The organism is Paenibacillus swuensis (assembly GCF_001644605.1).
GTDB classification, from domain to species: Bacteria; Bacillota; Bacilli; order Paenibacillales; family DY6; genus Paenibacillus_N; species Paenibacillus_N swuensis.
In genome coordinates this window covers 914,273-939,028 of sequence record NZ_CP011388.1, presented here as the reverse complement: position 1 = coordinate 939,028, position 24,756 = coordinate 914,273, and the positions used below count along the sequence as shown (strand labels likewise).

The window sequence follows — 24,756 nt, the reverse complement described above, 5'->3', positions numbered from 1 at the left end:
GAAATGGTCATAAAATTTAACCTTTTGCACAGGAGGGGGTACAGATATGAAACAATTGCCGATTCCGCAGATGAGCGGATCCCTTCGCCTTTCAGGCGGTCACATCGCATATGCTCCCGCGGAATGGTCTTATCACAAGCATCAGCATCCGACATATGAACTCCTTTACTGCTTGGAGGGGCGGGCAACGGAATGGATTAACGGCAACTCCGTAAGCTTGTCCGAGGGAGACTGGCTCTATCTGAATCGCGGGGTGATGCACAGCACCATGACAGAGCCGGATTCGGTGTTTACGTATTTCACTGTGCATTTTGACATGGAAGATGAGGGAATGAAGAGTGCTTTGAGCCGATGCTCCTATTGGTGTTTTCCGGACGGGGATACGGGCATGGCCGCGCAACTGACGGAGCTGAGAAGGGTGTTGGAGGACGGGGAAGAGGCGGACACCAACCTCAATGTCCGTAAGCTGCGCATCCAGAGTGTAATTACAACGCTGGTTGCTGAATTGCTGCTGGTGCTGGAGAAGGCGGAGCCCGGGCCCGAGCTTTCGGGCGCGTCCCGCAAGGACACAGAGCTTGCGCACACCATTGAGAAGCTCCTCACGGAGGCGGTATTCACTTCGGAGACAATCGAAAGCATCGCCAAGCGGCTTTATATCTCCCGGAATCATTGCACAGCTATCTTTCTTAAAGTGTACGGCATTGCGCCTCACCGCTATTTAAGCCTGATGAAATTGAAAAAAGCGAAGGAATTAATCCTTCGCTCAGACGACTCGCTGGAGTCGATCGGGGAACGTCTGGGTTTCTCCTGCGCCTCCTCCTTCAGCCGTCAGTTTCGGCGGTGGACAGGTCACGCGCCGGCAGTGCTGCGCAGGACGGATAAGCCCCGCCGGTAATCGTCGAATGAAACCTTTTGCCCGTCCACATAGGCTGTGCTGCCTTCATCATCGAGCCGCAGACACAGCAGCCTTCCTGAGCGCGCGGTATACGACAGCGAACGGTCAGCCTCGTCATAAATCGGCGTTCGAGCCTGACTGTCTGTGAAGAAATCGTCCATTGAAGTAATCCCTTCATGAAGGACCTCGTCCTTGCTCATCACATCCATCACGACCCCGTTCAACGGCCCGCGGCTTCGTACAACCAGATGATCCGAATTCTCTTCCACCTCATAAGGTTGAAGCAATTGAACAGCCACCCAAACCTCGCCCTCGCGACCAACACGACCGTATAAAGCCAGAGCTTCCCTGCGCCATTCGCCTTTCGGCAACACGCCGATGATCTCTTGCTGTTCCTTGTTCGCCCCATCTTCACCGGACATAGGATAGAGGGTCATCACGGTGTTCTGATAGAGCAGAATTTCCTCCACGGAACTCTGATGGCGATGATCGCTGGGAGCGCATCCTTCTGCGGGGTGATAGAAGAACGCTTGGTTAATGCTGCCCGACTGAACCGGCAAGGTCAAATCCCACCGATGCTGCTCATTCGCGAACTCCTCGCTCCGCTCCCACATCCCGCCAAGCGCGTAAGCCCCAGTCCGATACGTATAATTGTGCAAAAGAACCCCTTCACCGCCCCGATTTCCCGGATACGCCCGCTTGATCTCTAACGGCTCTGCCTGCTCCAAAGCTTGCTTACAAACCGCCTTCGAAACTTCATAATTTAGAAATCCGGCATACTCTACACGGGGAAGCTGATTCGGAAGCGTGAAATTCCCGAAATGTATGTAGTCAAAAGCCACATTCCCATCCCCCGGCACATCATGCGGCAGAGAGCGGGAATGCGGTCCGACCCAGGCGCCTTGCAGATAAAATAATGCTCGCTCATACCACAACAGCTCCAGCAACTCCGATAACGTTTCCTTTACGGAACCATCCCTAACGATGTCCCAAGCGGCCGTGAACGCCTGAATCCAATGCCACAACCACGGCAAGCTGCTGTACTCGCTCATGCCTTCATCGCGTAATCGGTGAAGCGTTGCCTCAAGCCGCAGCCGACCCTTCTCCAGCAAAGCGACATCGTCCTGAATCGTGCCGTAGATGAGACAGGCGGCGGTGTTTTTGGCCACGTGATGATTGTATTGATGTAATGGCTCCTCAAAATATCCGGATTGGTAAGCATGAAATAAAGCCTGGTCGACAGCGGTATGTAAGGGCTCGGAGAGGGAGGATGAATACTGATGGTGAAACAGAGCAAGCATACAGCCCAATATCTCCACGGTCATCCGGTTCGGATCGGCCTCCTGCGGGATTGGCGCCAGGGAAAGCGGCCAATGTCCGTAAGTCGCGCTTTCGGGATTGCGGTCTTGCAGTGACAGCACCTGTAACAGCACGCCAGAGGCCAACTCTTTAGCCAAATCGCTGTTCAAGCTTGTCTCGTAAGGAACATCCGCCGCACAGGCGTACAAATAAGACGCGTAGTAGAAATTGTTGCGAAGATCATCATGAAACCACAAGCCGCTGTCCTGTAAAGGCAACCTGTAAGCTTCCTCGGCTATAAGCGCGATTACTTGCTCTTGTCTCTGGCGGAAAGAAGGGGTCCTTACTGGGCTCGTCATCGAAATCCATCTCCTTATAATCAACTATCGTTATCACATTACCGCACATCATCTTACATACACACTTCCAAAAGGCAGCAACTCCCGCAACACGCGCTTCACCAAGCCGTCTTTGTGCAGATGCTCGATCAGACCGGTGTCCGTTGACCCCGTCTGGATCAGGACCGGACCTGTGCCGGTAATCTTCCATTGCACGCTCATATGCTGACTCGCCAGCGGATTACCGTAGACAGAGAGCTCGATGCGCGCATCCTCCGGGTAAGCAACCAGCGATCCGGCTTCCACGAACAGGGGCTCATCTACCCGCAGCTGCACCGTGGCCAGTTCACCGACGGTGACCAGCCCGAGCGAACCCGGACCGCTGAACTTCATGCGCACCCATTCCCGGGTGATCCAGGCGTTACGGATCTTCTGCACCTTGTTGCGCAAGCCCATGCCGTCTGTAAAGAACAGCACATGCCGGAAATCAAACATCAAGTTGCTGTCCGCCTCGACAGGTACCATACTGTAAGAGCAGCCCGGCGGGAGGGCAAGGATGAACTCGCAAGGTCCCCGTAAGCGGGCGCGAATCCATTTGCGCTTGTGGTACACTTTGGCGAGATCCATGAACTTGTCCTCACGCAGCTGAGGCGAGCCCTGAAAGGCTACGATCGCCTTCGGATGCAACACCTGCAGCGCCTCCGCGGATTCCAACGCGATCCGGATATGCCCGACCGGCGCCGGCGCTTCAATTCTCATGACCAGCCTCCTCATCCGGGTTCACCGGACGGCCTTGCCTACGCCAAACGACATACCGCCAGATCCGCACCGACAGCATGTAGCCCAACGCCAGCAGCGCCGCCGTCATCACGGTCCACACCCCTTGCCGCGTCCGCGCGGCGCGTTCATCCTGGCTTCGTTTCAGCGCTTCCATCTGCTGCTGTAACAGGGCATTTTGCCGCAATAACTCTTCATTCCGCCGTACAAGCTCCTGTTGTCTGGATTCCGCCTCTTCCATCCGCAGCCGCTGTGCTTCCAATTGCTCCTTCGTGGCTTCATATTCCTTCAGCACCTGATCCACTTTCTCAGGCGTATTGTAAATGTCCTTGATCCGGTCCAGCCAATTCGCCTGCGCGGAGCTTGTCCAGCTCAACCAGCAGCACAGGGACAGGAGGGCCATCCAGCTTGCGCGCTTCCGTTTCATGGCGTTTGCTCCTAACTTCCCGTTCTATATACAAATATACCTCTTTTGACGGGAGTTGAATATGTCCTGAAAGAACCCTTTTGCCAGCCGAAAAAAGATTTCATCAAACCCACTATTCTAACGTTGGAAAATCGTGTATATTATTTATAAAGCGCTTACATTACAGGATTGCCATTCAGAAAGAGGGGGACATCCATGGAATCGAAGCCTAATTACGCTCAGATCTATAAGTCCAAAAGCTTTCGGCACCTCATGCACAAGAAGAAACGCTTTCTGTTGCCGCTGACTTTGTTTTTCCTGGTATTCTACTTCATGCTGCCGGTTCTCACTTCTTACACCGATGTGCTGAACAAGCCGGCGCTGGGGCCTATTTCATGGGCTTGGGTGTTTGCATTCGGGCAGTTTGTGATGACGTGGACGCTGTGTGTGATGTATTCGCGAAAGTCGAGGGATTGGGACCGGGATATTAAACGCATCAGGGAGCAAGCGGGGAGGGAAGAGGCATGAATATGACCGCTTTTACGCTCTTTCTGGCGATTGTGGCTATGACGCTGGTGATTACCTATTTCGCTTCCAAAAAAACCAACAGCACCAGTGAATTCTACACCGGCGGCGGGGGTTTGACAGGCTGGCAGAACGGGCTGGCGATTGCCGGAGACTACATGTCCGCGGCGTCGTTCCTGGGGATTGCGGGCTCGATTGCACTGGCCGGCTTCGACGGATTCTTCTATAGCATCGGATTTCTGGTGGCGTATCTCGTGGTGCTGTATCTGATTGCGGAGCCTCTGCGAAACCTCGGGAAATATACGATGGCGGATATGATCGCGGCGCGTTTTGACGAGAAGAAGATTCGCGGGGTTGCGGCTTTAAATACGATAACGATTTCCACGTTCTACATGATCGCGCAGCTGGTGGGCGCGGGCTCGCTGATCAAGCTGCTGCTCGGGCTGGATGCGTATACCTCGATCGTGATTGTGGGCGTGCTGATGACGGTGTATGTGGTGTTCGGCGGGATGACGGCAACCTCTTGGGTACAGATTACGAAAGCCGTGCTGCTCATGGTCGGAACGTTCATTATCTCCATGATTGTATTCGCTAAGTTTGATTTCTCCTTATATAACATGTTCATGCACATGAAGACGGCGACGCCGCTGGGGGATGCGTTCCTGAACCCGGGCAACAAGTACAAGGTGCCGTTGGATACGCTGTCGCTGAATCTCGCGCTGGTGCTGGGTACGGCCGGGTTGCCGCATATTCTGATTCGCTTCTTCACGGTTAAAGACGCTCGGACGGCACGCTCCTCCGTCGTCTATGCGACCTGGATCATCGGCATCTTCTATATTATGACGATATTCCTCGGGTTTGGCGCCGCCGCTTTCGTAGGCGCTGACGCGATTATCGCGCAGGATAAAGGCGGCAACCTGGCCGCGCCTCTGCTGGCGCAAGCGCTGGGCGGCGACTTCCTGTTCGCCTTTATCTCCGCCGTGGCGTTCGCGACCATCCTGGCGGTGGTCACGGGGCTGGTGCTCTCGGCCGCCTCGGCGTTCGCGCATGACTTCTACGGTCACATTGTCCGCAAGGGACAGGCGACCGAGAAGGAGCAGCTGAACGCGGCGCGCTGGGCGTCCGTGGCCGTATCGGCCTTGTCCATCGTGCTGTCGCTGTTCGCGCTGAAGATGAATGTGGCGTTCCTGGTCTCGTTAGCTTTCGCGGTAGCCGCAAGCGCGAACCTGCCCGTGTTGCTGTTCACCATCTTCTGGCGGCGGTTTAATACCGCCGGCGCCATCACGGGCATGTTCACGGGCTTGCTGAGCGCGCTGCTGCTGGTGGCCTTGAGCCCCAGTGTGTGGGGGCCTGAAGGCAAGGCCATCTTCGTCGGCGAGGCGTTGTTCCCGCTGACGAACCCGGGCATCATCTCGATTCCGCTGGGCTTTCTCGGCGCGATCATCGGCACGCTGCTGACGTCGCGGCCGGATTTCAAGCGCTACACCGAGGTGACGGTGAAAGCGAACACCGGGCTGTAAGCGGAACGTGCGCTTGCCCGATCCTAACTTTGGTTTCTCCTCCTATCCTATATAGGCCTCCGCCGCTATGCGGCAGAGGCCACTTTTATGCGCTTAAACTGGACGAGTCGCCTCAATGCCTTTATAATGAAATGAAAATGATTCTCAATGAGCGGATCAGACACAAACATGGAATAATAACCGAATGAGCACACTACTTGTTTAGCTCAACATATAAAGGTGGTTTACTACAATGCAAGGCAAGGAATCTACAACAACGGGCGAGCTTACCGTGAAGGCGCGTCCCTTAGCGGCTATGTTGATCTTGGTCGGCGGTTTGGTTGCTTTGGTGCTCAGCATGATGACTTCGATCGCCGTAGGCGCGGCGGATATTCAACTATCTACGGTGTGGGATGCGATTGTGCATGCGAATCCGGACCTGACGCAGCATCAGATTATCCGCGAGCTGCGCATGCCGCGCGCGGTCATCGCCGCGCTGGTCGGCGCGGGGCTGGCTGTAGCCGGAGCCATCATCCAGGGCATGACGCGGAACCCGCTCGGCGACTCGGGGCTTCTCGGCTTGAATGCCGGAGCCGGCTTGCTTCTGGCGATCTGCTTCGCTTTCGCGCCAGGCATGTCGTTCCTGCAGCTGATGCTGTTCGCTTTTCTCGGCGCAGCTCTGGGCGCGGGCCTCGTGTTCGGCATCGGCTCGCTGAACAAGGGCGGGCTGACGCCGTTCCGGCTGACGATGGCCGGAGCAGCGGTCGGCGCTTTGTTAATCGCGCTGAGCGAAGGGATTGCGATCTTGTACCGGATCGGACAAGATCTGGCGTTCTGGTATGCCGGCGGGGTGGCCGGCGTTCAGTGGATGCATGTGAGCGCGGTAGCGCCCTTTATCGCGGTCGGCCTCGCCGGAGCGCTAATGCTGTCGCCCTCTGTGACGCTGCTAAGCCTTGGGGAGGACGTGGCCCGCGGGCTTGGTCAACGCACGATGTTGGTGAAATGCTTAGGCATGCTCATCGTGCTGATTCTGGCGGGTGCTTCGGTTGCGGTCGCCGGGAATATCGGGTTTGTCGGGCTTGTCATTCCCCATGTGGCGAGGCTGCTGGTGGGCTCGGATTACCGTTGGATTATCCCATGCTCAGGCGTGCTGGGCGCATTGTTGATCGTCATCAGCGACATCGGCGCCAGGATGATTAATCCGCCGTATGAGACGCCCATTGGCGCGCTCATCGCCCTCATTGGTGTACCCTTCTTCTTATACCTTACACGCAGAGGGGGGAGAGGACTCCAATGACACATCCGCTTTTGGACTCCAAAAATCAAAAAAACCTCACCCGTTCCATCCTGATCCTGACGATCTTAACTGTCTTGATTGTGGCAGCGGTGATCGTGAGTATGAATACGGGATTTACGCGTCTTACTCCAATGGAGGTGATGCGCACGTTCTTCGGCTTCGGTACCCAGCAGCAGGAGCTGATCCTGTTCAGTTTCCGGTTGCCGCGGATTGTTATCGCTTTGTTAGTGGGCGCGGGCCTTGCCGTATCCGGTTGTATTCTGCAAGGGATTTCCCGCAATCCGCTGGCGGAGCCCGGCATTCTCGGCTTCAACGCCGGTGCGGGGCTGGCGGTTGTTGTGTTTATCTCGATGTTCCCTGTGAGCGCTTCGGCACCTATATTCATGTTACCGCTTATGGCGTTGCTGGGCGCGGGTATTACGGCTTTAATCATCTATGTGCTGGCTTATAGTCGGACGGAGGGTCTTGTCCCGATGCGGCTGGTGCTCAGCGGAATTGCGGTAGCCGCGGGGATATCGGCGGCGACCATCGTGCTGACGCTCAGAGTGAGCCCGGAGCAATACCAGTTCATCCAGGTTTGGATGGCGGGTAGTATCTGGGGATCGAACTGGAAGTTTGTTTTGGCTTTGCTGCCTTGGATTCTGGTGTTGTTGCCGCTGACATTCTATAAAGCGCAGACGTTGAATGTGCTCAACCTGGGCGACGCCATGGCCCGAAGCCTCGGAGCGGCGGTGGACCGGGAGCGGTTGATTCTGCTCGCGTGCTCCGTCGGCTTGGCGGGGGCTTGCGTGGCGGTCAGCGGAAGCATCGCCTTCGTAGGGCTGATCGCCCCGCATTTGTCGCGCCGGTTAGTCGGCTCCCGGCATGGCATCCTCTTGCCGGCTTCAGCGCTCACCGGAAGTCTGCTCGTTATTGTAGCGGACACGATCGGCCGCTCCATCCTGCCGTCGGCTGAAATCCCGACGGGGCTGGTGATCGCGGTCATCGGCGCGCCGTATTTCTTGTTCTTGATGACTCGCGCGCGGGCTTAGAAAAGGTTTAAATTCAGTAACGACCGACCATTAATATGGGTCGGTCTAATTTTTTTAGGAGCGTGCCTATTAGTATCGTAATCGTTTTAATATTTATTTATAATGTTCGCTATTATTTAACCACTTTCTAAAATGATAATTTTTGGTATAAAATGGATTGAGGTATTTATGAGAGGAGAGATCGAGGGATTATGTCTTTTCATTGGACACTGGCTCTGCTGCAATTGTTGCCAATCGTGATTGTTGCTGCGCTAATTTATTTCTTTGTTGTTCTTCTAAGCAACGCAAAAGCACAAACGCAAACCCTTAAGAACATTGAAGCTTTGCTGAGAGACAAACAATAATACTTGCGGAGGAACGCGCATGCAAGCGACTTTGAAGCCGGTGCGACGGTCAATCTGGAGAATTCGGCTGGGCAAAATATATTTCACATTCCGCAGATGGCTACACTGGTATTTCGGCGGTAAGTCCTATGTGCGCGCTCCAGAAAAACTTGCAGCCAGGCAACCTTTGCCGCACACCGTTTACGAACACCGAACCCCCACGCTGCGAAAGCTGAAGGACGTGGACATGTGGCTGCAGCATAACAAAGTGATCAATCTGAAGCTTGCCCTGCAACAGCTTAACGGGGTTAATATTCAACCGGGCGAAACGTTCTCCTACTGGAAAATGATCGGCAGACCTTCGCGTGCCAAAGGTTACGTCGACGGTATGGTGCTGTTTTACGGCTCGTTCAAGCCCGGGGTTGGAGGCGGTTTATGCCAGCTGTCGAATATGATCTACTGGATGACCTTGCACACCCCGCTAACCGTAACCGAACGTCACAGACACAGCTATGATGTGTTTCCGGATGCGGGTCGAACGCAACCTTTTGGCAGTGGAGCCACGTGCGCTTATAATTATCTGGATCTGCAAATTCGCAATGATACCGGCATGCCTTATCGGCTGAACCTGAGCATCGTGAACGATGAGCTTAGAGGCCAATGGAGCACCGCGGAGCCGCCCCTGCACACCTACGAAATTTACGAAAAAGATCATTCCATCAAGCTCGAGCATTGGGGCGGGTACACACGGCATAACACGCTTTATCGCAAAATGTTCAACCTGGCAGGCGAGCAAGTGGACGACCAGTACATAACGGAAAATCACGCGGTGATGATGTATCAACCTTTACTGAAAGAGGAGGCAACCAAGCCATGAAAACAATTCGATGGGGCATTATAGGATGCGGAGATGTAACAGAGGTAAAGAGCGGCCCCGGATTTCAAAAAGCCCCCAACGCCGCGCTCCAAGCCGTCATGAGACGGGACGCGAGCTTGGCGGAGGACTATGCGAAGCGGCACGGGGTTCCGCAGTGGTACAGCGATGCGGAAGCGCTGATTCACGATCCGCAGGTAGACGCGGTGTACATCGCCACACCGCCGGCTTACCACAAGGAGTACACGCTGCTGTGCGCCCAAGCCGGTAAGCCGGTGTATGTGGAGAAGCCGATGGCGCTGAATACAGCGGAGTGCGAGGCGATGATACAGGCTTGCAGGGAGGCCGGAGTTCCGCTGTTCGTGGCCTTCTACAGAAGAGCGTTGCCGAAGTTTATTCAGGTCAGGGACTGGATCGCGGAAGGGCTGATCGGAGACGTTCGTTTTGTGCAAATGACCCACTATCAGCCCCCTTCCGCAGATGAGCGCACGGGTCAAAGCCAAGCGTGGCGCGTCAACCCCGCGATAGCAGGCGGCGGCAAGTTCGTCGATCTGGCTTCGCATACGCTGGACATTATGGATTTCATCCTCGGACCTGTCCAGACGGCCAAAGGCGCCGCATCCAACCAAGCCGGATTGTACGCCGCCGATGATATCGTTTCCGCCCAGTTCCTGTTCGAATCGGGCGTTCATGGTACAGGCATCTGGTGTTTTAACGCCGCCCAGTATGTTGAGATGAATGAAATTGTCGGTAGCAAAGGACGCATTCGCTTCTCCACCTTCGTAAACGACGGGCCTGTGGAAGTATTCACGGAGACAGAGTCATTTGAAAAGATCTTCCCGCCGCCGGCGCACATCCAGCAACCTCTGATCACGCTGCTTACAGCGGCGCTGAACGGGAACGGGGAATCTCCAAGCAATGGAGAAACCGCTATGCGCACCAGCAGGGTGATGGACGCCATTTACAAGGATTTGTTAATCACATTAACATAAGCTTGCTTCGGCCGAAGTCCCACCAACTTGTCGACAGGCACGCCGTCCCGGAACACAATCACCGTCGGCGTGGACATAATGCCGTACGCGGAGGCGGTTTCCGCCGCTTCCTTGACGTCTGCTTTGTAGATGTTCACGGTATCCTTCATCTCTTGTTGTAATTCTTCCAGAAGCGGAAGGAGCACTTTGCACGGGGGACACCAAGTTCCGGTGAAATCCACCAGAGTAGTGCCCTTGCCAGCTATCGCCGTCGGAAAGTTACTGTCATTCAAGGCCTCAATCGACATATTCATTTCTCCTTCGGATTCGGATCGTCTTCAAGAATCGCGGTCATGCGTTCCTCTAGATTGGATTTAATGCGCGTCAGCATGGCAATCTGCTCGTTAATTTCAAGTAACTTTTGAGTATACACCGGCATAATCTCCCGGCAAAAAGATTCCTTATTCCGCATCACACAATGCAGAAAACCGGAAATCTGCTCCGTAGTCAGTCCAAGCTCGATATAGAATTTTATCGTTCGCACCTGCTCGGGTACCGTAGGGTTGAATACACGGTAGCCGTTGGATTGCCGCTCCGAGCGGATCAAGCCCTGCTCCTCATAGTAACGAAGCATGCGAATACTTACGCCCGTTACTTGTGACAACTCGCCGATTTTGATAAGATCCAACTCCCCTGCAGTGAAGTTATAAATTCATTATAAACCTTGACGTTAATGTGAGGGTCAAGGTTTCTTTTTTTGGAGGCTGAATAAGATGGAATATATGTTGAGCTGGGAACTTTGCCAAAGAGTACATATTGTATCCGGGGAGTCTCTGGCAGGCGGTTTAAATGTTGTGCTCACGAAGTTAAACAGGAATACGGAAGATCGAATCATTTGCTTACCTGAGCAATATGAGATGGGGCCCTTATGGAAAATGGAAGACGATGAAGGAAGGACTCTCCGAAGAGAATGGTTCTTCAATCACATTGAGAATCATGGGGATCGGGAAGGTCATGCGGAAGCGGAAGTAAAGGTTCAGGATCTATTAAACTGCATCTCTCAAATTCCGGAACATGCGGTGATTATTCTCTGGTCTGCCAACAACGCCGTTGAACAGATGGCACTAAGGCATGCGGCATATTTATTAAGGAACTTAAACAATGAAATGAAGGTTCTTAACGCTGTTCATATTGTAGAGGAGATTTATAATACCCCACACCATCGAATTGATTATCGTACATCCGGTGAAATTGTCCCGGATAAATTGGCCGATGCGCTAAAAGAGGTTTCTCGTTTACCTCAGATAACACAGGACGAAAGAAGAGTTCTGGAACAAGGTTGGGCGGAGCTTACGACAAGCCGTTCCGTGTTGAGGATCTGGGAAGACGACAGGATTCGCCATGTGGATGAAAGTCACGTGGATGACTACCTGTTAAACATGATGGAAAGATTGTATGAGAACAGACCGTATACGGATTTCATCAAGGCGGTCAGAGTCATAGGGGAAGCCATGGGTTACGCTCAACAATATATTTATCACGGATACTATGAATACAGGCTAAGGAGTTTAATTTACTCAGGCAAGCTGGAGAGTCAGGGTGATCTCAAAGCGATGCGCAACTATAGTGTAAGATTGAGAGTAAATCAAGTCCCTGAAGAATAAAAAAACAAAAGGAAGGGATAACTATAACAGTTATCCCTTCCTTTATTTGGCTTGAACCTAAGATCCGCCTGTGCGGCGGCGTTGATTGTTCGGCTTCTTATTATTCTGGGAAGTCAGCTTCTTGGTGGCCGCGTTGGCTTCGAATCCGCCTTTGCCGTCTTTCTGCTGTTGCTTCTTCTGCTCCAGCTTGCGTTTGATGGCTTCTTGCAAGGAGATTTTCTTAGGTTCGCCGGCTTGTTGCTCTTCCGTATTGTTCTGTTCGGTCATGGTTAACACCTTCCTTACCTTAGCGTGACTAATGCCCTCATTGTATAGGTTTTTCCGCCCTCTTTCAAGGGCAAGCTTAACTCTAACGAAAGTTGGACACGGAACATAGTGTTTCCCGGGAGCCACTTTTGTAACCTCAGCAAACACTGTTTCTCTAGACCCACATGAGTTCGGTTTGTTACCATAGGTAAGCAAAGTTTACGTGCAGGGGGTGGGCAAGTTTTGGGTGATATGTACAGCGATATCAAAAAAGGCGAGCAAGGCGCATGGATCTCCATTGGTGCCTACATTATTTTGTCATTATTCAAGGTCATTAGCGGCTATATCGGCAATTCGGAAGCGCTGGTCGCGGACGGATTTAACAATATGACGGACATTGTGGCATCGGTGGCGGTGTTAATTGGTCTACGAATTTCCCAAAAACCGCCGGACCGGGATCATCCTTACGGACATTTCCGGGCGGAGACGATCGCGGCGCTGGTGGCCTCGTTCATCATGGCTACGGTCGGATTCCAAGTGTTGATTACCGCGATTCAATCTTTTTTTAAAGATGAAAGACAGACGCCTGCGTTGTTCGGGGTATGGGTTGCGCTCATCTCGGCCGTGCTGATGTTCGGCGTATATTGGTTTAATCGGCGCCTTGCGACGAAGATTAACAACAAAGCGCTGATGGCTGCCGCGCAAGATAACCGCTCGGATGCCCTGGTCAGTATCGGCGCAGCGATCGGGATTGCGGGCTCGTCCTTCGGGCTCTGGTGGCTGGATCCGCTTGCTGCTTGTTTAGTGGGTTTGATTATTCTCAACACGGCATGGGGGATCTTCAAGGAAACGACGCACGCGCTGACGGACGGATTCGATACGGATCATCTGAATGACCTACGCAACACGGTGAAGAACACCAAAGGCGTTAAAGCCATCAAGGATATCCGCGGCCGGGTGCATGGCAACCATGTGTTGGTGGATGTGATTATTCAGGTGGACCCGCAGCTGTCGCTTATTCGGGGGCATGAAATCAGTGACGAGATCGAGCAGCAGATGCTGAAGAAACATAATGTGATGCATGTGCATGTTCATGTGGAGCCTTACATTACGGAAGAGGTTCAGCCGGGCGGGGGCATTTAACGGGAAAGATTAGAGGAGTTAGGCCAGATGTTGGCTTAACTCCTTTTGTCGTAGTGACTAGCAAGATAGCCTATTCCGCAAACGAGCAGGTTAACGCAACTTTAGCCTATATCAAGCGTTGTATTGTATATAATCGCTGTAAATTAAAATTCAATTGCTTAACTCTGTCATCTTTTGGAGGTGAATCAATGAATAAGAAGCATATGGTCACAACAATTACTTTGATAATGGGAGCTTCTTTGATTTTTTTGGGAGCCATACCATCAATCTTTGCTTATCCATACAACGATGGACTCAATTCAGGCCCATCAAACACATGGGAACTTACTTTAATGATTGCTTACGAGAGTTGGATATGGTTTTTGACTATTGGGTTCGTCTTAACAATATTTTCACTTCTCAAACTTCAAAGATTATTAAAATAGAGTATTCGTTGAATTACTTGCACCATCAAAAAACAATCATAAGTGAAACGGAACAGCTTGCAATTTCTTGGTTTGCAGGAATTCACCAGAATTAGACTATTGAACGCACAGAAATAGCTAATGAGAGAACGAGAGCTCAATAATTTATAGAAGTAAAGGGGATAACAAATAATTGGAAATAAGTCATTGGCACTTGGGTTATTATAAGGATGGTAATGATATCGAAGCTGTTGGTTTTTTTGAAGAGGACAGTTGGGTTGTTTACTACGATGATAGTAACGATAGTGGTTTATTTAAAAAATCACAGCCAAGACATGAATTGTTTGGTGTTGTGATTTTTAATGTTCGTGATTACGAAGAAGCAGAAATTAAATTTTATGACTGGGTTGAAAACTATCTACTTCCTTATAGAAAGAAACGCTAGCTCTTTTGTTAAGTTTACGGAAAACGCTGGTCTAATAATCTAGCAGCAGTCTAGGACTTTATTTTCTCGTCCATGGCTGCTGCTTTTACTATCTCCCCTTAAGGACGGATGACCAAGCCTTACACAATAATTGAACACCCTCCTCCATTTCTTGAAGACTGAGTCCGCCAAACCCCAGATAGATTTTGGGATAAACCTGATTTGTCCCGCCCTGACTACCATACACGAGTACGCCTTCCTGTTTGGCCAACCCAATCAATGTTTCCTCATCGCAGTCTACAGTCATTAATAATTCGATATGTAAACCGGAACTGCTAGCTTTCAGCTCAAATGAACCCGGCAAATGCTGCCGTAACAATTGAACTAGGGTTTCATTTTTATATCGATAAATTTTTCTCACACGTCGTAAATGTCGGTACCAATGTCCCCGGGACATAAATAATTGCATTGCCCATTGGTCGATTCGTGACGGTCCAGATAAAACAGGGGTAATGGATTTTAATTTCTCAAGCATGTTTATCGGCAAAACCATATAATTCAATCTCAAAGCCGGCGAGAACGTCTTGGAAAATGTACCGATATAGATTACGGAGCCGCTCTTGTCCAATCCTTGCAGGGAAGGAACTGGTTTTCCGGAAAGTCGCAGTTCCCCGTCATAATCATCCTCAATAATGTAAGTCTCATGTCGGCTTGCCCATTCCAAAATTCGCTGTCTTGTCAGATACGGCATTGGATCGCCAGAAGGTTGATGGGATGGCGTAACATACAGCATATGAATTCGACTGTGCTTAGACTCTTGCTCCACTCGTTCTAGGTCATTTAAGTCAACCAGAACAATCTCAAAGCCATGCTGTATAAAATAATCTCTAACTTGAGCAATGCCTGATTTCTCCACTCCAACACGTCTAATTTCTTTCAAAAGCTTGGAAAGCAACAATATGCTATAGGAGATCCCGGTTCCAATCACGATTTGTTCGGGTGAGCACACAACACCTCTTGATTTACGCAGATACTGTGACAAGCTTTCCCGGAATGACATTTCGCCTTGAGGATCGCCGTATAAGTGAATGAATTGACTCTGCTGAGAAAGTGCTTCACCTACAACCGATTTCCATATTCGTATGGGAAAAGAGTCTCCGTCTACAGATAAAAGACTAAAGTCAATTAGATGCTGTTTAGGGAATTGGTTAAAGGAAGTACTGGACTCATTCAAAACACGATTTCCTATTAGATCTGAACCATCAACGGAAAATGAACCTGGAGGACTCACAACAACTAGACCCGATCTCTCCTTGCTGACCACATACCCTTCTTCCAAAAGCATATGATAGGCAGTTTCAACAGTAGTTTTACTTATATTTAATTGGCGCTGGAGCGACCGTATAGAAGGCAATTTCATCCCGCCCTTCAAGGCACCTACATGCACCAACTCGCGAATTTGCTGATATAGCTGTATATAGAGAGGATCTTTTGCGTCAAATGAAATCGATAAATCTATTATTTTCCCCTCCATAACTGTACTCTAAATAATTATCCAATCTGACACTTATTATAGGGTCAACTCTATATTATACTTTGTATAAATTTCCCGCAATAACTCACATAGGAGAGGGTCCTTATGAAGATGGCATTTATTCTTTTTGATGATATGACGACACTGGATTTTTCAGGATTTCACAATGCAGTAACCTGGCTAAAGAAGTTAGATATTGTAGAAGACTTGTCTTGGGATTTATGCTCAACCCATAAAGAGGTCAAAGACGATCGAGGAATGATCATCACCGTAGATAAGGTAACACCCGATTTATCCGAGTACAATCTCATTTTTACCCCAGGCGGCGTGGCCACTCGGCAGCTCATCCACGACAAACCTTTTGTGGACTGGCTTCAAACCGCGCAAGAAGTTCAATACAAAGTTTCCGTCTGCACTGGAGCACTTTTGCTGGGGGCAGCCGGTTTTACCAAAGAGAAAACCATTACATCTAATCCTTTAGCTTTAGATTTGGTTAAACCCTACTGCAAAGAAGTAGTGAAAGCGCGAGTGCTTCGTGACGGGGACTTGTTTACCGGCGGGGGGATTACGTGTTCAGTCGATCTTGGGCTGTTTTTCATTGAATCCATTTATAGCAAAGAAACAGCACAAGAAGTTCAGCGTTATATGGATTATCCCTATTATGTTTCACAGGGGGAGAACCATGGGGATCCTTCCAATTGATAAAAACGGATGCTGGCAGAAGCATAATATCAGGATAATTGATGGCTTTAATAGGTACAAATGATGCCCAATACTTCCAGATATATGATACTCTCTTCTTACTCCAAGTTTTCTTACCTGATTAATAAAATAGAGGGAGATCATATGCTACTATCTGAACGCTTGCCATTTGCAGCAAGTCTCTACCCTGAGGCACCAGCGCTTATTCGTCATGGCCAGACTACGAGTTATGGAGAGCTCCATCGCATGGCTGAGAGACTCGGTTATGCCCTGTATGGTGAGGGGCTCAGGCCAGGCGATCGAATTGCCTTTTTCGGGGATCCCGATCCCAAACTCGTCTTGGCGTTCTATGCAGCCGTTGGGATTGGAGCCATACCCCTCGTGCCGTCCCCTTTGCTGACTGTGCCCGAACTCACAGCCATATTTCAAGATGCCGAACCGCAGATGGTTATTCATGACGGTCGCCATGCCGAAACTATTATGGCCATGGTTGAAGTTCTTGGGTATTGTCCAAAACTGTTCACAACGGACGAAGAAGGTCCGACTTCAAATTCGCTAGACGCTCTTTTGCAGCAGGAATTCGCATCCCCTCCAAATGGCTATTACAATCGAAATGCCGATGATACAGCAGTCCTGATTTACACGGGCGGGACCACCGGTCGACCAAAAGGGGTAATGCATTCGCATCGCGGTATGGCTGCTTGGAATCTGCTTACGCCCTCCGCAGGCTTCGGTCATGATCTCGGACGACGTGTGTTAGTACTCAATTTATCGCATCTGGTTGGTCAGTTCCAACTGTGGGCGACCATGGCGGCCGGAGGCTGTCTAGTATTTCTAGACCAATACCCAGCGGACGTACACCGCATTATGGAGGCCGTTGAACGTGATCGGATTACGCAACTCAGCACGGTTGGCCAACTGTTGCGTGATCTTACCCGCGAGGCTTCGGCCACTGATAGGAAATTGGAAAGCCTGACGCTGATTGGCTGCGGAGGGTCCTTTATTTCCCCTGATACACTCCGGAAAGCGGTATCGCAATTCCCGGGAGCTTTAATTGTCAACAACTATTCGCAAGCGGAATGCGGAATGTCCATTAGCCGCCTCTTTCCAGTCCAGCATATGGACGATCCTGTCCGCCTTCGATCCGTTGGCCGTCCCGCCGACCTAGCTGCCCAAGGCGAGCAAGCCTTCGAAATTCGGATAATAGGCACGGATGGACGTGAGGCTGTGACGGGCGATGCCGGCGAAATCGTTGTTCGAGGTGCGCAAACTATGCTCGGGTATTGGCGCCAGTTGGAAGCTTCCGTTGAGACCATGCCCGATGACTGGATCCGGACCGGGGATGTGGGCTATCTGGATGCCGAAGGCTACCTGTATGTGTTAGATCGCCTGAAGGATATGGTTATCGTAGGCGGCTCCAATGTATTTTGTTCCGAGGTCGAGCAGGTCATCGCGACCCATGAGGCGGTAAGTGACGCGGCCGTACTCGGCGTTCCTCTACCAGGAGAAGGCGAGACGTTAGTCGCTTTCATCGTGTTACGGGACGGCGGCAGTTTAGACCTGACACGGTTGCGGGCGCATTGCGAGCCACATCTCGCCGGGTACAAATGGCCGACCCATCTGTTCATTCTGGAAGCTTTTCCCCGAACGGCTGTGGATAAAGTAGACAAAAAGCGGTTGCGCGAGCAACTGACTTCATCTGTATTTGGAGGGTAACGCGGACTGGGAACCTGCCACGCAACTCATTAAGCTAATGGGCAGATTAGCGCAACTTCCCAACCTTTGCAAACGTAAAAGGTTAGGGAATTACGTTTGCCTTTGGCAGCAGATGGTTCTGTGTTGCATGGTATTGTCTGGGGGGGGCAGGTAAATGTGGGCAGGAATGTGAAATACCTTATCTTAGTAATGGTATTCGCTATCGTTGGGTTGGTCATGCTTAGTGCTAACTATCAGAATAAATACAATGCATACAAGAATGCCGAGCAAAATGCTTATATCCTTGCGGTAAACAGTATCCTTAACAACGGCATTGAAATGCCGCAATTTCAAACTTCAAAAGCGCTGGAACTCTTCAATGAAAATTCGTCAGAAGCTAAAGAAGGTATCGAAACCTGGCTATTAGAGGCAGCAACCGATATCAGTGTCGCACAAAAATTCGCAGAGATTGCTTCTATTCACCTAAGTATGACTCAGAAGGAGAATAGCGGAACTTATGCTGGGATGCCAGATTTCTTTGGCTCAATAAGAACTTCGCTCTTGGATATTGTCCGCACTGAGAACGATTTTGAGCAATGGAAACAGGCTTCTACCGAACTCAACGAGATCATGAAGTTCCTTAATGAAAATTTGGATGATGCGGTTGTTTTACATGGGGATTATGACGAAGTAAAAGAGCACTGGAATCAGTTAATGGAGCAGATTCATCAAAAATACCCTAACAGCAGATTATTGAAACCATATTTCTCGAATTGGGCTTTGAACTAACGGGGAACTTTAGTTCAATCACGGTATATGGCAGTCGGGCTAGATAATAGACTCCTGTTTGCTACTGAACTTATTCTAATGCAGTTATTGAGTGTGAGCTCACAGGGCAAGAAAATGGAGCATAAAGGAAAAATTTGGGGAACATATGTATTGCCTGAATATAGAGGACATGGAATTGGTCGTAAGTTGTTAGATGAAATAATATCCCGATCCAAACGGATAGAGGGAATTTGCCAAGTCAACCTCGGAGTAATTACCTTTAATGAAGCAGCAATGAAGTTGTATGAATCATATGGATTTAAGTCTTACGGGCTCGAAATAAACTCAATGAAACATAATGGTACATATTTTGATGAGCAATTAATGACTTATCATTTCTATGAGCCGTGAAGTAAAAGACCTGAAGAGTGATGTTATCGCTCTTGTATTAAGGAGGTGTATTTCATATGGTTAGAGGATATGAAATGCCTAAAACTCTTAATAGCCTATATGCTATTGATCAAATCCTACAAAATAATCACGGCAGAGGAATAGAAGATTATTTAGGGATATATCTGAATTTCAGCAGTGACTTTGGCTATGATTGTACACCTGATGACGCTGTAGTGTTTGGACATACAGGAATGGGTGGGGACCATTTTGCGTTCTTTACAAATAATGATTGAGTATCAACCCTTGAAGAAGCTCCAATAATCTTTATTCGACCAATGCTTTTTGAACATCAGGTGAAATTGGTGGCAAATAATTTGTGTGATTTTCTTTCACTGTTTTTATGCTTGAAAGAATTATATATTCTCGAGAGGTTTGATTTTTACAAAACAAAGGAAGAACTTTTAGACGATTATGAACTCAATTTTAGGAAGAGCATTTTAGAGAGGGAAGATGAAATTTCACTGTTCTCAACTGAAATGACAAGTCGGATAAAGTTGCGGACAATTGAAGATGCTTACGATTACATTATGGACTTGCGTTATGCTATATAATTTAATAATGAGAGGGCTGCCGAGAGGAAGCCCTTTTTTTACTAAAGGACAGGGTTGGTAATATGAAATAAATATTTGAAACTTTTAAAATTTCCTTTTACACTTGGAAGATACTAGAAAGAATTTAAGGTTGAGGTGGATGTTTGAAAAAAATTCTAATTAGATGTTTATCATTTGTGCTTATATTGGCTGTTCTATATTTAGGATATTCGACTATTAGAACACTGAATGGTAATCCGTTATCCATGCCAAAAGCTAAAAAAATAGCTAATGAATATTTAAATCAGGCTTACCCTGACAATAAATTAATAATTAGTGATGGTACATATAACATAAAATTTGGTAACTATTACTTTGATATAAAAGGTTCCTCTGATACAAATGTAAATGAACTTGTTATTCAAGAAGGTCTTAAAACTATTGAAGATACAAATAAAACAAAAGAATTAAATGAAAAAGTAAAGCAATATATCACAGCAAATTCAAACCTTTCATTCGAGAAGATGGAGGTCAACGGAACAGTATTCTTTACCTCTGATAATTTTAAAAGGAACGATAATATTTGGATTGGACTTTCAGGTGAAGATTTAACCAACGAGAAAATAGCTAACTTTGGGAAAAGCATAATGAACTGGAGCAAAGAAAATGGATTATCATTGAACAGGTTAACGATAGATTTCACTAATTTAACTTTTAATGAAAGTTTTCGACTTACTCTTGAAGATAACAAATTAGATGAGCAGGATATTGTAAATATGATAAAAAAGACAGAATAACAAAACCTTCAAACAGCATTGGAGTGCTGCCAATCAAGGGGGAGATTAAATGCACTCAGAAGTTATGTTGAATAATAATACCAAAATACCTATAGAGAATAAGATTGACCAGATCCATACTTGTATTGAATCTATCCACGGGCATACAGCTGTTGAACTTGTATCAATAACATGTGACGACATTGGTTATAAAACTCCAAACTTCACAACCTCTGGGATTTTCCGCTTGCATGGTCTGGTAAAGGTACATCATGAATTTAAGCCGTGGTGCGTTATTTTAAAAATCATTAAACCGGACACAGTCGAGAAAGATAACTTCGAACATCACAACTACTGGCGACGTGAAGCGCTTGTATTGGAGTCAGGGGTTTTGAGAGAATTTCCTGGTTCCATTTGCGCTACAGAAAGCTATTTGGTTGAAGAACAACAAGATGGTACCATTTGGCTCTGGATGGAGTATGTGAAGGGCGAATATGCAAATACAGTCGAGCAATTTTCTTATATTGCTCGACAATTAGGCCGTTTTAATGGGGCCTATCTTAGTAGGATAAAAATGGTACCGGATCATGAGTGGATATGCAGAGCTTGGCTTAATTCATGGACGACTGCAAGCCGTATGTATGCTCCTAATATGGAGGCGTATGCAAGCCGAATATTAGCGGACAATGAGCAAAGTACATGGGCTTGGTATCAAGGGATCCTCGAAAACATTAATTCTGCATTAGATTCGCTCCAACGGCTACCGCGTGTACTGGCACATCAAGATTTGAGTCAGATGAATATGTTACTCGTTAAAAAAGAAGCGAGCGAAACTCAACTTGTCCTAATCGACTGGCAGTTCATGAGTATTTCAGGTATCGGCGAAGACTTGGGTAAGTTATTTGGCGTGAACATGAGTCTTGGAATTATTCCGCCTGACCAATATATAACGTTCCAGACCTCATTATATAATGCACACCTAATGGGGCTGCGAGATATCGGATGGCAGGGTGACGAAGGATTAGTGAGATATGGCTTCTGTTTAAGCACAGCCTTGAGAAGTGTGTGGGAGGTCCCACAGTTCTTTTCCATATTAGCTCAGTTAGAGGATAATCCAAACAATACTAAGCTCAAAGAAAGACTTAACCTGCTTGATTGTATTATTACTGTACACAAACAAATGGCTATGGAGGCTGATTCACTAAAACTTCAATTTCATGATATGGCATTGCGCTAACGGGGGAACTATAGCTTAACAAACACCAGAACGAGGTTGTCGACGTAAATTGGCAGCCTTGTTGAGCTAACGGACAGTTTAACGGAGTAACGGGGATTTGTTAATATTAAAGAAAAATGAACAGTTATTTATCGATTTTATTCTATATTGTAGGACAAACTGCTTATGTTATGGAGGTTTGAAATGAAGGTCAAAAGAATAGTCGCCAACATAAACACGAAGGATATCTCGGCAGCTAAATGCTTTTACCAGGATGTGCTGGGCCTTAATTTAATAATGGATCATGGTTGGATTAGAACTTATGGTTTAAACGAGGAAATGAGCATTCAAATAAGTATCGCCTCACAGGGTGGCTCAGAAACGAATACGCCTGATCTATCGATTGAAGTCGACGATGTCGATGCTGCCTTAGAAGGCATGAAGAGGGCTGAATTTTCGATAGAATATGGGCCTGTTGATGAGCCTTGGGGCGTTCGACGATTCTATGTTCGCGACCCGTTTGGTAAGCTTATCAGCATTCTTGCTCATGAACATTGATACACTAACGGCCCCAATCGTAAAGGGACGTTAATTTGTTCAATTAACTGGAACTATAGTTCAATCACGTCATGACGGTAGCCGGCACACGATCGGCTGCCGTTTTCTGTTGAAGTAACGGGCAGGATAGCGTGGTAAAGTTGTGGTTGTTCCATTGTGTCGGAGAACATTCGTTTGGTAATATTAAGCACATGGGAACCTTAACTAGGAGGGTGTTAAATGGAAGTTGCATTAGAGTTGATTGAAAGCATGTTGGTTAAGTTTAGGTCGGAAAAGAAATGGACTCTCCAAGCCATTGAACAATTGTCTGAAGATGATATTATTTCTTCCCCGTCACCGGAAAGTAACAGCATCGCTAACTTAGTTGCTCATATTAGCGGGGCGGTACACTCACGAATTGAAACGATTCTTCTAAATATTTCCGACACAAGAAACAGAGATAAGGAGTTTGAAAAAGGGTTGAAAATGTCTAAGGAACAAGCAATTACTAAGACCAGAGATTCTTTTGATATTCTAATAAAATATCTTGAACATCTCAAATCCACTCCGGAGTTATTAATGTCAAAACCATTCCTCAATCTGCCTCCTCTTACATACAGTCAGGTAAATAACGAGACAACAGCTTTAAATCTTATTATGGCTATGTTTAGAGAGGTCCATTTCCATACAGGTCAAATCATCTTTGCTGCAAAAATAAGAAAAGGACAGTTAGTTTGGAACTACGATTAACACCTGACGCCTCCGTTAAGCTATCGGGTACGTTTGTTCAATTCCGACATGGCAGCCGACATACGATCGACTGCCGTTGTCTGTTGAAGTAACTGGCAGTATAGTTAAATGGGGGAAAGGGGTAGTATCCGATGTGGCAAAATGTAAGAGGCATAAGTTTTAAAATTCCGAATGAGTACGGTAATTGGCTGTTTAATATTTTAAAGCCATATAATATTAAAAAGTATAGTTGGCTTATTGGGTCAGGAGAAGAATATAAACTACATGATAGTGATCTGATACCACTATTTCCTGAGGATGTAAGCATTTTAAATGGTGAGGAACTACTTAAGTTTATCGACACAACAGAGCCTCAATACATAATTTTTGCTGACTTAAAGGCGTACCCAGTAGGATCCAACGTGTTAAAGATCGATACATAAGAAGACTTTATTGCAAGTGACTGTGAACTAATACTGCTAATTGTTGATTCGATTTATACAACAATTTACTGTAAAAACCCCGAAGTATTGAGTGAATTGTTCATAAATGTGGAGTTACTCAGAGTCGACAAACTGGCTATAACCAATGAAAATGACTTTAGGAATAGGTTAAGCGTCCGGTAACAATGTCTTAATTAATCTTTGGACGTGTTTCAACTAAAAGGGACACGATAGTTAAATAAAGGAAATTATCGAGGCTGTAGCGAATATGTACGGCAGCCTTTGTTGAAGTAACGGGCAATTTAGTTCAAATGAAGGTGATTTGCTTTTTCTATTTTATAAAAGGATTTTGACGAATCATCTTAATGAAGTTCAATGTGGAAGCAGATAAAGGTTCATTTTTGCGGGTACAAATGGCAATTGTATTGGTTAGATGAATCCCTTCTACATAAACTCGGCATAATTCTCCACGCCTTACATATTCGCGCACAACTAAAGAAGAAACGAAATTGGCACCATAGCCTGCAATAACAGCTGTGATAGCTTCATGCAACCCATTGAATTGCAAAGAAATTATGGGTGTCGAAGTGTTGTAGGTGCGACATAAAGATAACAATCTCTCTCGCGTTGAACTTCCTTCCTCACGCATAACGAAGGGTCCCTTCATCATGTCAATTAGTGAAACATGTTGATTCGCATATCGATGATTAGGTGAAACGACGAACCATAACTCGTCCTGAAATAGTTCCTCTGTCTGAATGGTATCAGAATACTCCTCTGGTATCCCGCCATAAATGGCTATGTCCACCTCTACATTTAATAGTTTTTTAAAAGCCTCTTTTGAATTCGTAGTTGTAATAATCATTTCGACATGTTCAAATTGTTGTTTAAATTTTGCTATCCAGGTAGGAATCAGAAAATGAGCAGGTAAATACGTCGCGGCTAAACGGATACAACCGTTTGAGCCTTTTCGGTAATCCTGAGCGTATTGTTCAATTCGTTGTTCTACAGCAAAAAGTCGCTTAGCAAGTAAAGCAATTTCCGCACCTGCATCTGTTAAAGCAATACCTCTTCCTTGGGGCTTGAGTAGCGTTAGGAATAGCTCTTTTTCAAATTTTTTAATCTGTGAAGTTATGGCTGGCTGGCTAATATTGAGTAATTCTGAAGCACGAGTCACGCTTCCGGTACTGGCGATTACATGAAACAAGCGTAAGGCATGTAGGTTCATTTCGATTCTCCTATCCGTTAACTCATATA

29 protein-coding genes and 1 pseudogene are annotated in these 24,756 nt (G+C 47.7%); 22 read left to right on the top strand and 8 right to left on the bottom strand.

Features of this window, described 5'->3' with window-relative positions; genetic code table 11:
- The first annotated feature begins 46 nt into the window (after positions 1-46).
- Positions 47-895: a helix-turn-helix domain-containing protein gene (locus SY83_RS04050; RefSeq protein ID WP_068604486.1), complete on the top strand. Its 849-nt coding sequence runs from the start codon at positions 47-49 to the stop codon at positions 893-895.
- Here the strand turns inward: SY83_RS04050 and SY83_RS04045 are convergent.
- From SY83_RS04045 to SY83_RS04035, 3 genes are read right to left on the bottom strand one after another with little or no spacing between them, the layout of a single operon-like run.
- On the bottom strand, positions 850-2,553 hold the full coding sequence (locus SY83_RS04045; RefSeq protein WP_068604484.1) for a hypothetical protein: 1,704 nt from the start codon (positions 2,551-2,553) through the stop codon (positions 850-852). The two genes, SY83_RS04050 and SY83_RS04045, sit on opposite strands and share 46 nt — an antisense overlap.
- A 48-nt stretch (positions 2,554-2,601) precedes the next feature.
- The gene (locus SY83_RS04040; RefSeq protein ID WP_068604482.1) at positions 2,602-3,291 is read right to left on the bottom strand and encodes an AIM24 family protein; all 690 of its coding nucleotides are present in this window, start codon (positions 3,289-3,291) and stop codon (positions 2,602-2,604) included.
- Positions 3,281-3,736, bottom strand: coding sequence for a hypothetical protein (locus tag SY83_RS04035; protein WP_068604481.1), 456 nt, complete (start codon positions 3,734-3,736; stop codon positions 3,281-3,283). Before SY83_RS04035 ends, SY83_RS04040 begins: the two co-directional genes overlap by 11 nt.
- A 195-nt stretch (positions 3,737-3,931) precedes the next feature.
- Here SY83_RS04035 and SY83_RS04030 point away from each other — a divergent pair, with 195 nt between their 5' ends.
- The 7 genes from SY83_RS04030 (at position 3,932) to SY83_RS04005 (ending at position 10,256) form a co-directional block, all read left to right on the top strand.
- Positions 3,932-4,243 (top strand): DUF485 domain-containing protein, encoded by a 312-nt coding sequence (locus SY83_RS04030; protein ID WP_068604479.1) that lies wholly within the window; start codon positions 3,932-3,934, stop codon positions 4,241-4,243.
- Positions 4,240-5,760 carry a solute symporter family protein gene (locus tag SY83_RS04025; RefSeq protein ID WP_068604477.1) on the top strand — a complete coding sequence of 507 codons (1,521 nt, stop codon included), beginning with the start codon at positions 4,240-4,242 and terminating at the stop codon, positions 5,758-5,760. The genes SY83_RS04030 and SY83_RS04025 overlap by 4 nt, the downstream gene beginning before the upstream one ends.
- A gap of 232 nt (positions 5,761-5,992) precedes the next feature.
- Positions 5,993-7,036 carry a FecCD family ABC transporter permease gene (locus SY83_RS04020; RefSeq protein ID WP_068604475.1) on the top strand — a complete coding sequence of 348 codons (1,044 nt, stop codon included), beginning with the start codon at positions 5,993-5,995 and terminating at the stop codon, positions 7,034-7,036.
- Positions 7,033-8,067 carry a FecCD family ABC transporter permease gene (locus tag SY83_RS04015; RefSeq protein ID WP_068604473.1) on the top strand — a complete coding sequence of 345 codons (1,035 nt, stop codon included), beginning with the start codon at positions 7,033-7,035 and terminating at the stop codon, positions 8,065-8,067. The genes SY83_RS04020 and SY83_RS04015 overlap by 4 nt, the downstream gene beginning before the upstream one ends.
- Before the next feature lie 191 nt (positions 8,068-8,258).
- Positions 8,259-8,411, top strand: coding sequence for a hypothetical protein (locus SY83_RS23000; protein ID WP_157279781.1), 153 nt, complete (start codon positions 8,259-8,261; stop codon positions 8,409-8,411).
- Positions 8,412-8,430: 19 nt separating this feature from the next.
- Positions 8,431-9,267: a VanW family protein gene (locus SY83_RS04010; protein WP_068604471.1), complete on the top strand. Its 837-nt coding sequence runs from the start codon at positions 8,431-8,433 to the stop codon at positions 9,265-9,267.
- On the top strand, positions 9,264-10,256 hold the full coding sequence (locus tag SY83_RS04005; protein WP_068604469.1) for a Gfo/Idh/MocA family protein: 993 nt from the start codon (positions 9,264-9,266) through the stop codon (positions 10,254-10,256). The genes SY83_RS04010 and SY83_RS04005 overlap by 4 nt, the downstream gene beginning before the upstream one ends.
- Here the strand turns inward: SY83_RS04005 and SY83_RS04000 are convergent.
- The gene (locus SY83_RS04000) at positions 10,226-10,543 is read right to left on the bottom strand and encodes a thioredoxin family protein (protein ID WP_068604467.1); all 318 of its coding nucleotides are present in this window, start codon (positions 10,541-10,543) and stop codon (positions 10,226-10,228) included. The two genes, SY83_RS04005 and SY83_RS04000, sit on opposite strands and share 31 nt — an antisense overlap.
- A 2-nt stretch (positions 10,544-10,545) precedes the next feature.
- Positions 10,546-10,914, bottom strand: a complete 369-nt coding sequence (locus tag SY83_RS03995; protein WP_068610871.1) for a MerR family transcriptional regulator — start codon at positions 10,912-10,914, stop codon at positions 10,546-10,548.
- A gap of 94 nt (positions 10,915-11,008) precedes the next feature.
- On the opposite strand from SY83_RS03995, the gene SY83_RS03990 reads away from it, so the two are divergent.
- Entirely contained in the window at positions 11,009-11,899 is an 891-nt protein-coding gene (locus tag SY83_RS03990) for a DUF1835 domain-containing protein (RefSeq protein ID WP_068604465.1), read from the top strand.
- A gap of 57 nt (positions 11,900-11,956) precedes the next feature.
- Here SY83_RS03990 and SY83_RS03985 read toward each other — a convergent pair whose 3' ends face one another.
- A complete protein-coding gene (locus tag SY83_RS03985; protein WP_068604463.1) occupies positions 11,957-12,166 on the bottom strand; it encodes a hypothetical protein in 210 nt (69 codons plus the stop codon).
- Between the two features lie 222 nt (positions 12,167-12,388).
- Here SY83_RS03985 and SY83_RS03980 point away from each other — a divergent pair, with 222 nt between their 5' ends.
- The 3 genes from SY83_RS03980 to SY83_RS03970 all read left to right on the top strand — a co-directional run bounded on the left by SY83_RS03980 (position 12,389) and on the right by SY83_RS03970 (position 14,137).
- Positions 12,389-13,288 (top strand): cation diffusion facilitator family transporter, encoded by a 900-nt coding sequence (locus SY83_RS03980; RefSeq protein ID WP_068604461.1) that lies wholly within the window; start codon positions 12,389-12,391, stop codon positions 13,286-13,288.
- Positions 13,289-13,476: 188 nt separating this feature from the next.
- Entirely contained in the window at positions 13,477-13,713 is a 237-nt protein-coding gene (locus SY83_RS03975) for a hypothetical protein (protein ID WP_068604458.1), read from the top strand.
- A 172-nt stretch (positions 13,714-13,885) separates the two neighbouring features.
- The gene (locus SY83_RS03970) at positions 13,886-14,137 is read left to right on the top strand and encodes a DUF3986 family protein (protein WP_068604455.1); all 252 of its coding nucleotides are present in this window, start codon (positions 13,886-13,888) and stop codon (positions 14,135-14,137) included.
- Between the two features lie 88 nt (positions 14,138-14,225).
- On the opposite strand, the gene pdxR is transcribed toward SY83_RS03970, so the two are convergent.
- Entirely contained in the window at positions 14,226-15,650 is a 1,425-nt protein-coding gene (gene pdxR, locus SY83_RS03965) for a MocR-like pyridoxine biosynthesis transcription factor PdxR (protein ID WP_082882308.1), read from the bottom strand.
- Positions 15,651-15,755: 105 nt separating this feature from the next.
- On the opposite strand from pdxR, the gene SY83_RS03960 reads away from it, so the two are divergent.
- The 10 genes and pseudogenes from SY83_RS03960 (at position 15,756) to SY83_RS23455 (ending at position 23,682) form a co-directional block, all read left to right on the top strand.
- Positions 15,756-16,352 (top strand): DJ-1/PfpI family protein, encoded by a 597-nt coding sequence (locus SY83_RS03960; protein WP_068604453.1) that lies wholly within the window; start codon positions 15,756-15,758, stop codon positions 16,350-16,352.
- 60 nt (positions 16,353-16,412) lie between these two features.
- Positions 16,413-18,068 carry a class I adenylate-forming enzyme family protein gene (locus SY83_RS03955; RefSeq protein ID WP_082882307.1) on the top strand — a complete coding sequence of 552 codons (1,656 nt, stop codon included), beginning with the start codon at positions 16,413-16,415 and terminating at the stop codon, positions 18,066-18,068.
- A 102-nt stretch (positions 18,069-18,170) separates the two neighbouring features.
- Positions 18,171-18,836, top strand: a complete 666-nt coding sequence (locus SY83_RS03950; RefSeq protein WP_157279780.1) for a hypothetical protein — start codon at positions 18,171-18,173, stop codon at positions 18,834-18,836.
- 78 nt (positions 18,837-18,914) lie between these two features.
- On the top strand, positions 18,915-19,226 hold the full coding sequence (locus SY83_RS03945) for a GNAT family N-acetyltransferase (RefSeq protein ID WP_197479962.1): 312 nt from the start codon (positions 18,915-18,917) through the stop codon (positions 19,224-19,226).
- 56 nt (positions 19,227-19,282) lie between these two features.
- Entirely contained in the window at positions 19,283-19,501 is a 219-nt protein-coding gene (locus SY83_RS03940) for a hypothetical protein (protein WP_068604447.1), read from the top strand.
- Between the two features lie 494 nt (positions 19,502-19,995).
- Positions 19,996-20,595, top strand: coding sequence for a YfjL-like protein (locus tag SY83_RS03930; protein ID WP_456238449.1), 600 nt, complete (start codon positions 19,996-19,998; stop codon positions 20,593-20,595).
- 49 nt (positions 20,596-20,644) lie between these two features.
- A complete protein-coding gene (locus SY83_RS03925) occupies positions 20,645-21,811 on the top strand; it encodes a phosphotransferase (RefSeq protein WP_068604441.1) in 1,167 nt (388 codons plus the stop codon).
- A 183-nt stretch (positions 21,812-21,994) separates the two neighbouring features.
- A complete protein-coding gene (locus tag SY83_RS03920; RefSeq protein WP_068604439.1) occupies positions 21,995-22,348 on the top strand; it encodes a VOC family protein in 354 nt (117 codons plus the stop codon).
- Between the two features lie 219 nt (positions 22,349-22,567).
- Positions 22,568-23,077 carry a DUF1572 family protein gene (locus tag SY83_RS03915; protein WP_068604437.1) on the top strand — a complete coding sequence of 170 codons (510 nt, stop codon included), beginning with the start codon at positions 22,568-22,570 and terminating at the stop codon, positions 23,075-23,077.
- Positions 23,078-23,208: 131 nt separating this feature from the next.
- Positions 23,209-23,682: pseudogene (locus SY83_RS23455) on the top strand (DUF2691 family protein).
- A gap of 148 nt (positions 23,683-23,830) precedes the next feature.
- Here SY83_RS23455 and SY83_RS03905 read toward each other — a convergent pair.
- Entirely contained in the window at positions 23,831-24,727 is an 897-nt protein-coding gene (locus tag SY83_RS03905) for a LysR family transcriptional regulator (protein ID WP_068604435.1), read from the bottom strand.
- Positions 24,728-24,756 lie beyond the last annotated feature (29 nt).

Bases quoted from the DNA above. Each gene is read 5' to 3' on its own strand.
- SY83_RS04050 (WP_068604486.1), top strand. From the start codon at position 47: ATGAAACAATTGCCGATTCCGCAGATGAGCGGATCCCTTCGCCTTTCA.
- SY83_RS04045 (WP_068604484.1), bottom strand. From the start codon at position 2,553: ATGACGAGCCCAGTAAGGACCCCTTCTTTCCGCCAGAGACAAGAGCAA.
- SY83_RS04040 (WP_068604482.1), bottom strand. From the start codon at position 3,291: ATGAGAATTGAAGCGCCGGCGCCGGTCGGGCATATCCGGATCGCGTTG.
- SY83_RS04035 (WP_068604481.1), bottom strand. From the start codon at position 3,736: ATGAAACGGAAGCGCGCAAGCTGGATGGCCCTCCTGTCCCTGTGCTGC.
- SY83_RS04030 (WP_068604479.1), top strand. From the start codon at position 3,932: ATGGAATCGAAGCCTAATTACGCTCAGATCTATAAGTCCAAAAGCTTT.
- SY83_RS04025 (WP_068604477.1), top strand. From the start codon at position 4,240: ATGAATATGACCGCTTTTACGCTCTTTCTGGCGATTGTGGCTATGACG.
- SY83_RS04020 (WP_068604475.1), top strand. From the start codon at position 5,993: ATGCAAGGCAAGGAATCTACAACAACGGGCGAGCTTACCGTGAAGGCG.
- SY83_RS04015 (WP_068604473.1), top strand. From the start codon at position 7,033: ATGACACATCCGCTTTTGGACTCCAAAAATCAAAAAAACCTCACCCGT.
- SY83_RS23000 (WP_157279781.1), top strand. From the start codon at position 8,259: ATGTCTTTTCATTGGACACTGGCTCTGCTGCAATTGTTGCCAATCGTG.
- SY83_RS04010 (WP_068604471.1), top strand. From the start codon at position 8,431: ATGCAAGCGACTTTGAAGCCGGTGCGACGGTCAATCTGGAGAATTCGG.
- SY83_RS04005 (WP_068604469.1), top strand. From the start codon at position 9,264: ATGAAAACAATTCGATGGGGCATTATAGGATGCGGAGATGTAACAGAG.
- SY83_RS04000 (WP_068604467.1), bottom strand. From the start codon at position 10,543: ATGTCGATTGAGGCCTTGAATGACAGTAACTTTCCGACGGCGATAGCT.
- SY83_RS03990 (WP_068604465.1), top strand. From the start codon at position 11,009: ATGGAATATATGTTGAGCTGGGAACTTTGCCAAAGAGTACATATTGTA.
- SY83_RS03985 (WP_068604463.1), bottom strand. From the start codon at position 12,166: ATGACCGAACAGAACAATACGGAAGAGCAACAAGCCGGCGAACCTAAG.
- SY83_RS03975 (WP_068604458.1), top strand. From the start codon at position 13,477: ATGAATAAGAAGCATATGGTCACAACAATTACTTTGATAATGGGAGCT.
- pdxR (WP_082882308.1), bottom strand. From the start codon at position 15,650: ATGGAGGGGAAAATAATAGATTTATCGATTTCATTTGACGCAAAAGAT.
- SY83_RS03960 (WP_068604453.1), top strand. From the start codon at position 15,756: ATGAAGATGGCATTTATTCTTTTTGATGATATGACGACACTGGATTTT.
- SY83_RS03955 (WP_082882307.1), top strand. From the start codon at position 16,413: ATGATGCCCAATACTTCCAGATATATGATACTCTCTTCTTACTCCAAG.
- SY83_RS03945 (WP_197479962.1), top strand. From the start codon at position 18,915: ATGCAGTTATTGAGTGTGAGCTCACAGGGCAAGAAAATGGAGCATAAA.
- SY83_RS03940 (WP_068604447.1), top strand. From the start codon at position 19,283: ATGGTTAGAGGATATGAAATGCCTAAAACTCTTAATAGCCTATATGCT.
- SY83_RS03925 (WP_068604441.1), top strand. From the start codon at position 20,645: ATGCACTCAGAAGTTATGTTGAATAATAATACCAAAATACCTATAGAG.
- SY83_RS03920 (WP_068604439.1), top strand. From the start codon at position 21,995: ATGAAGGTCAAAAGAATAGTCGCCAACATAAACACGAAGGATATCTCG.
- SY83_RS03915 (WP_068604437.1), top strand. From the start codon at position 22,568: ATGGAAGTTGCATTAGAGTTGATTGAAAGCATGTTGGTTAAGTTTAGG.
- SY83_RS03905 (WP_068604435.1), bottom strand. From the start codon at position 24,727: ATGAACCTACATGCCTTACGCTTGTTTCATGTAATCGCCAGTACCGGA.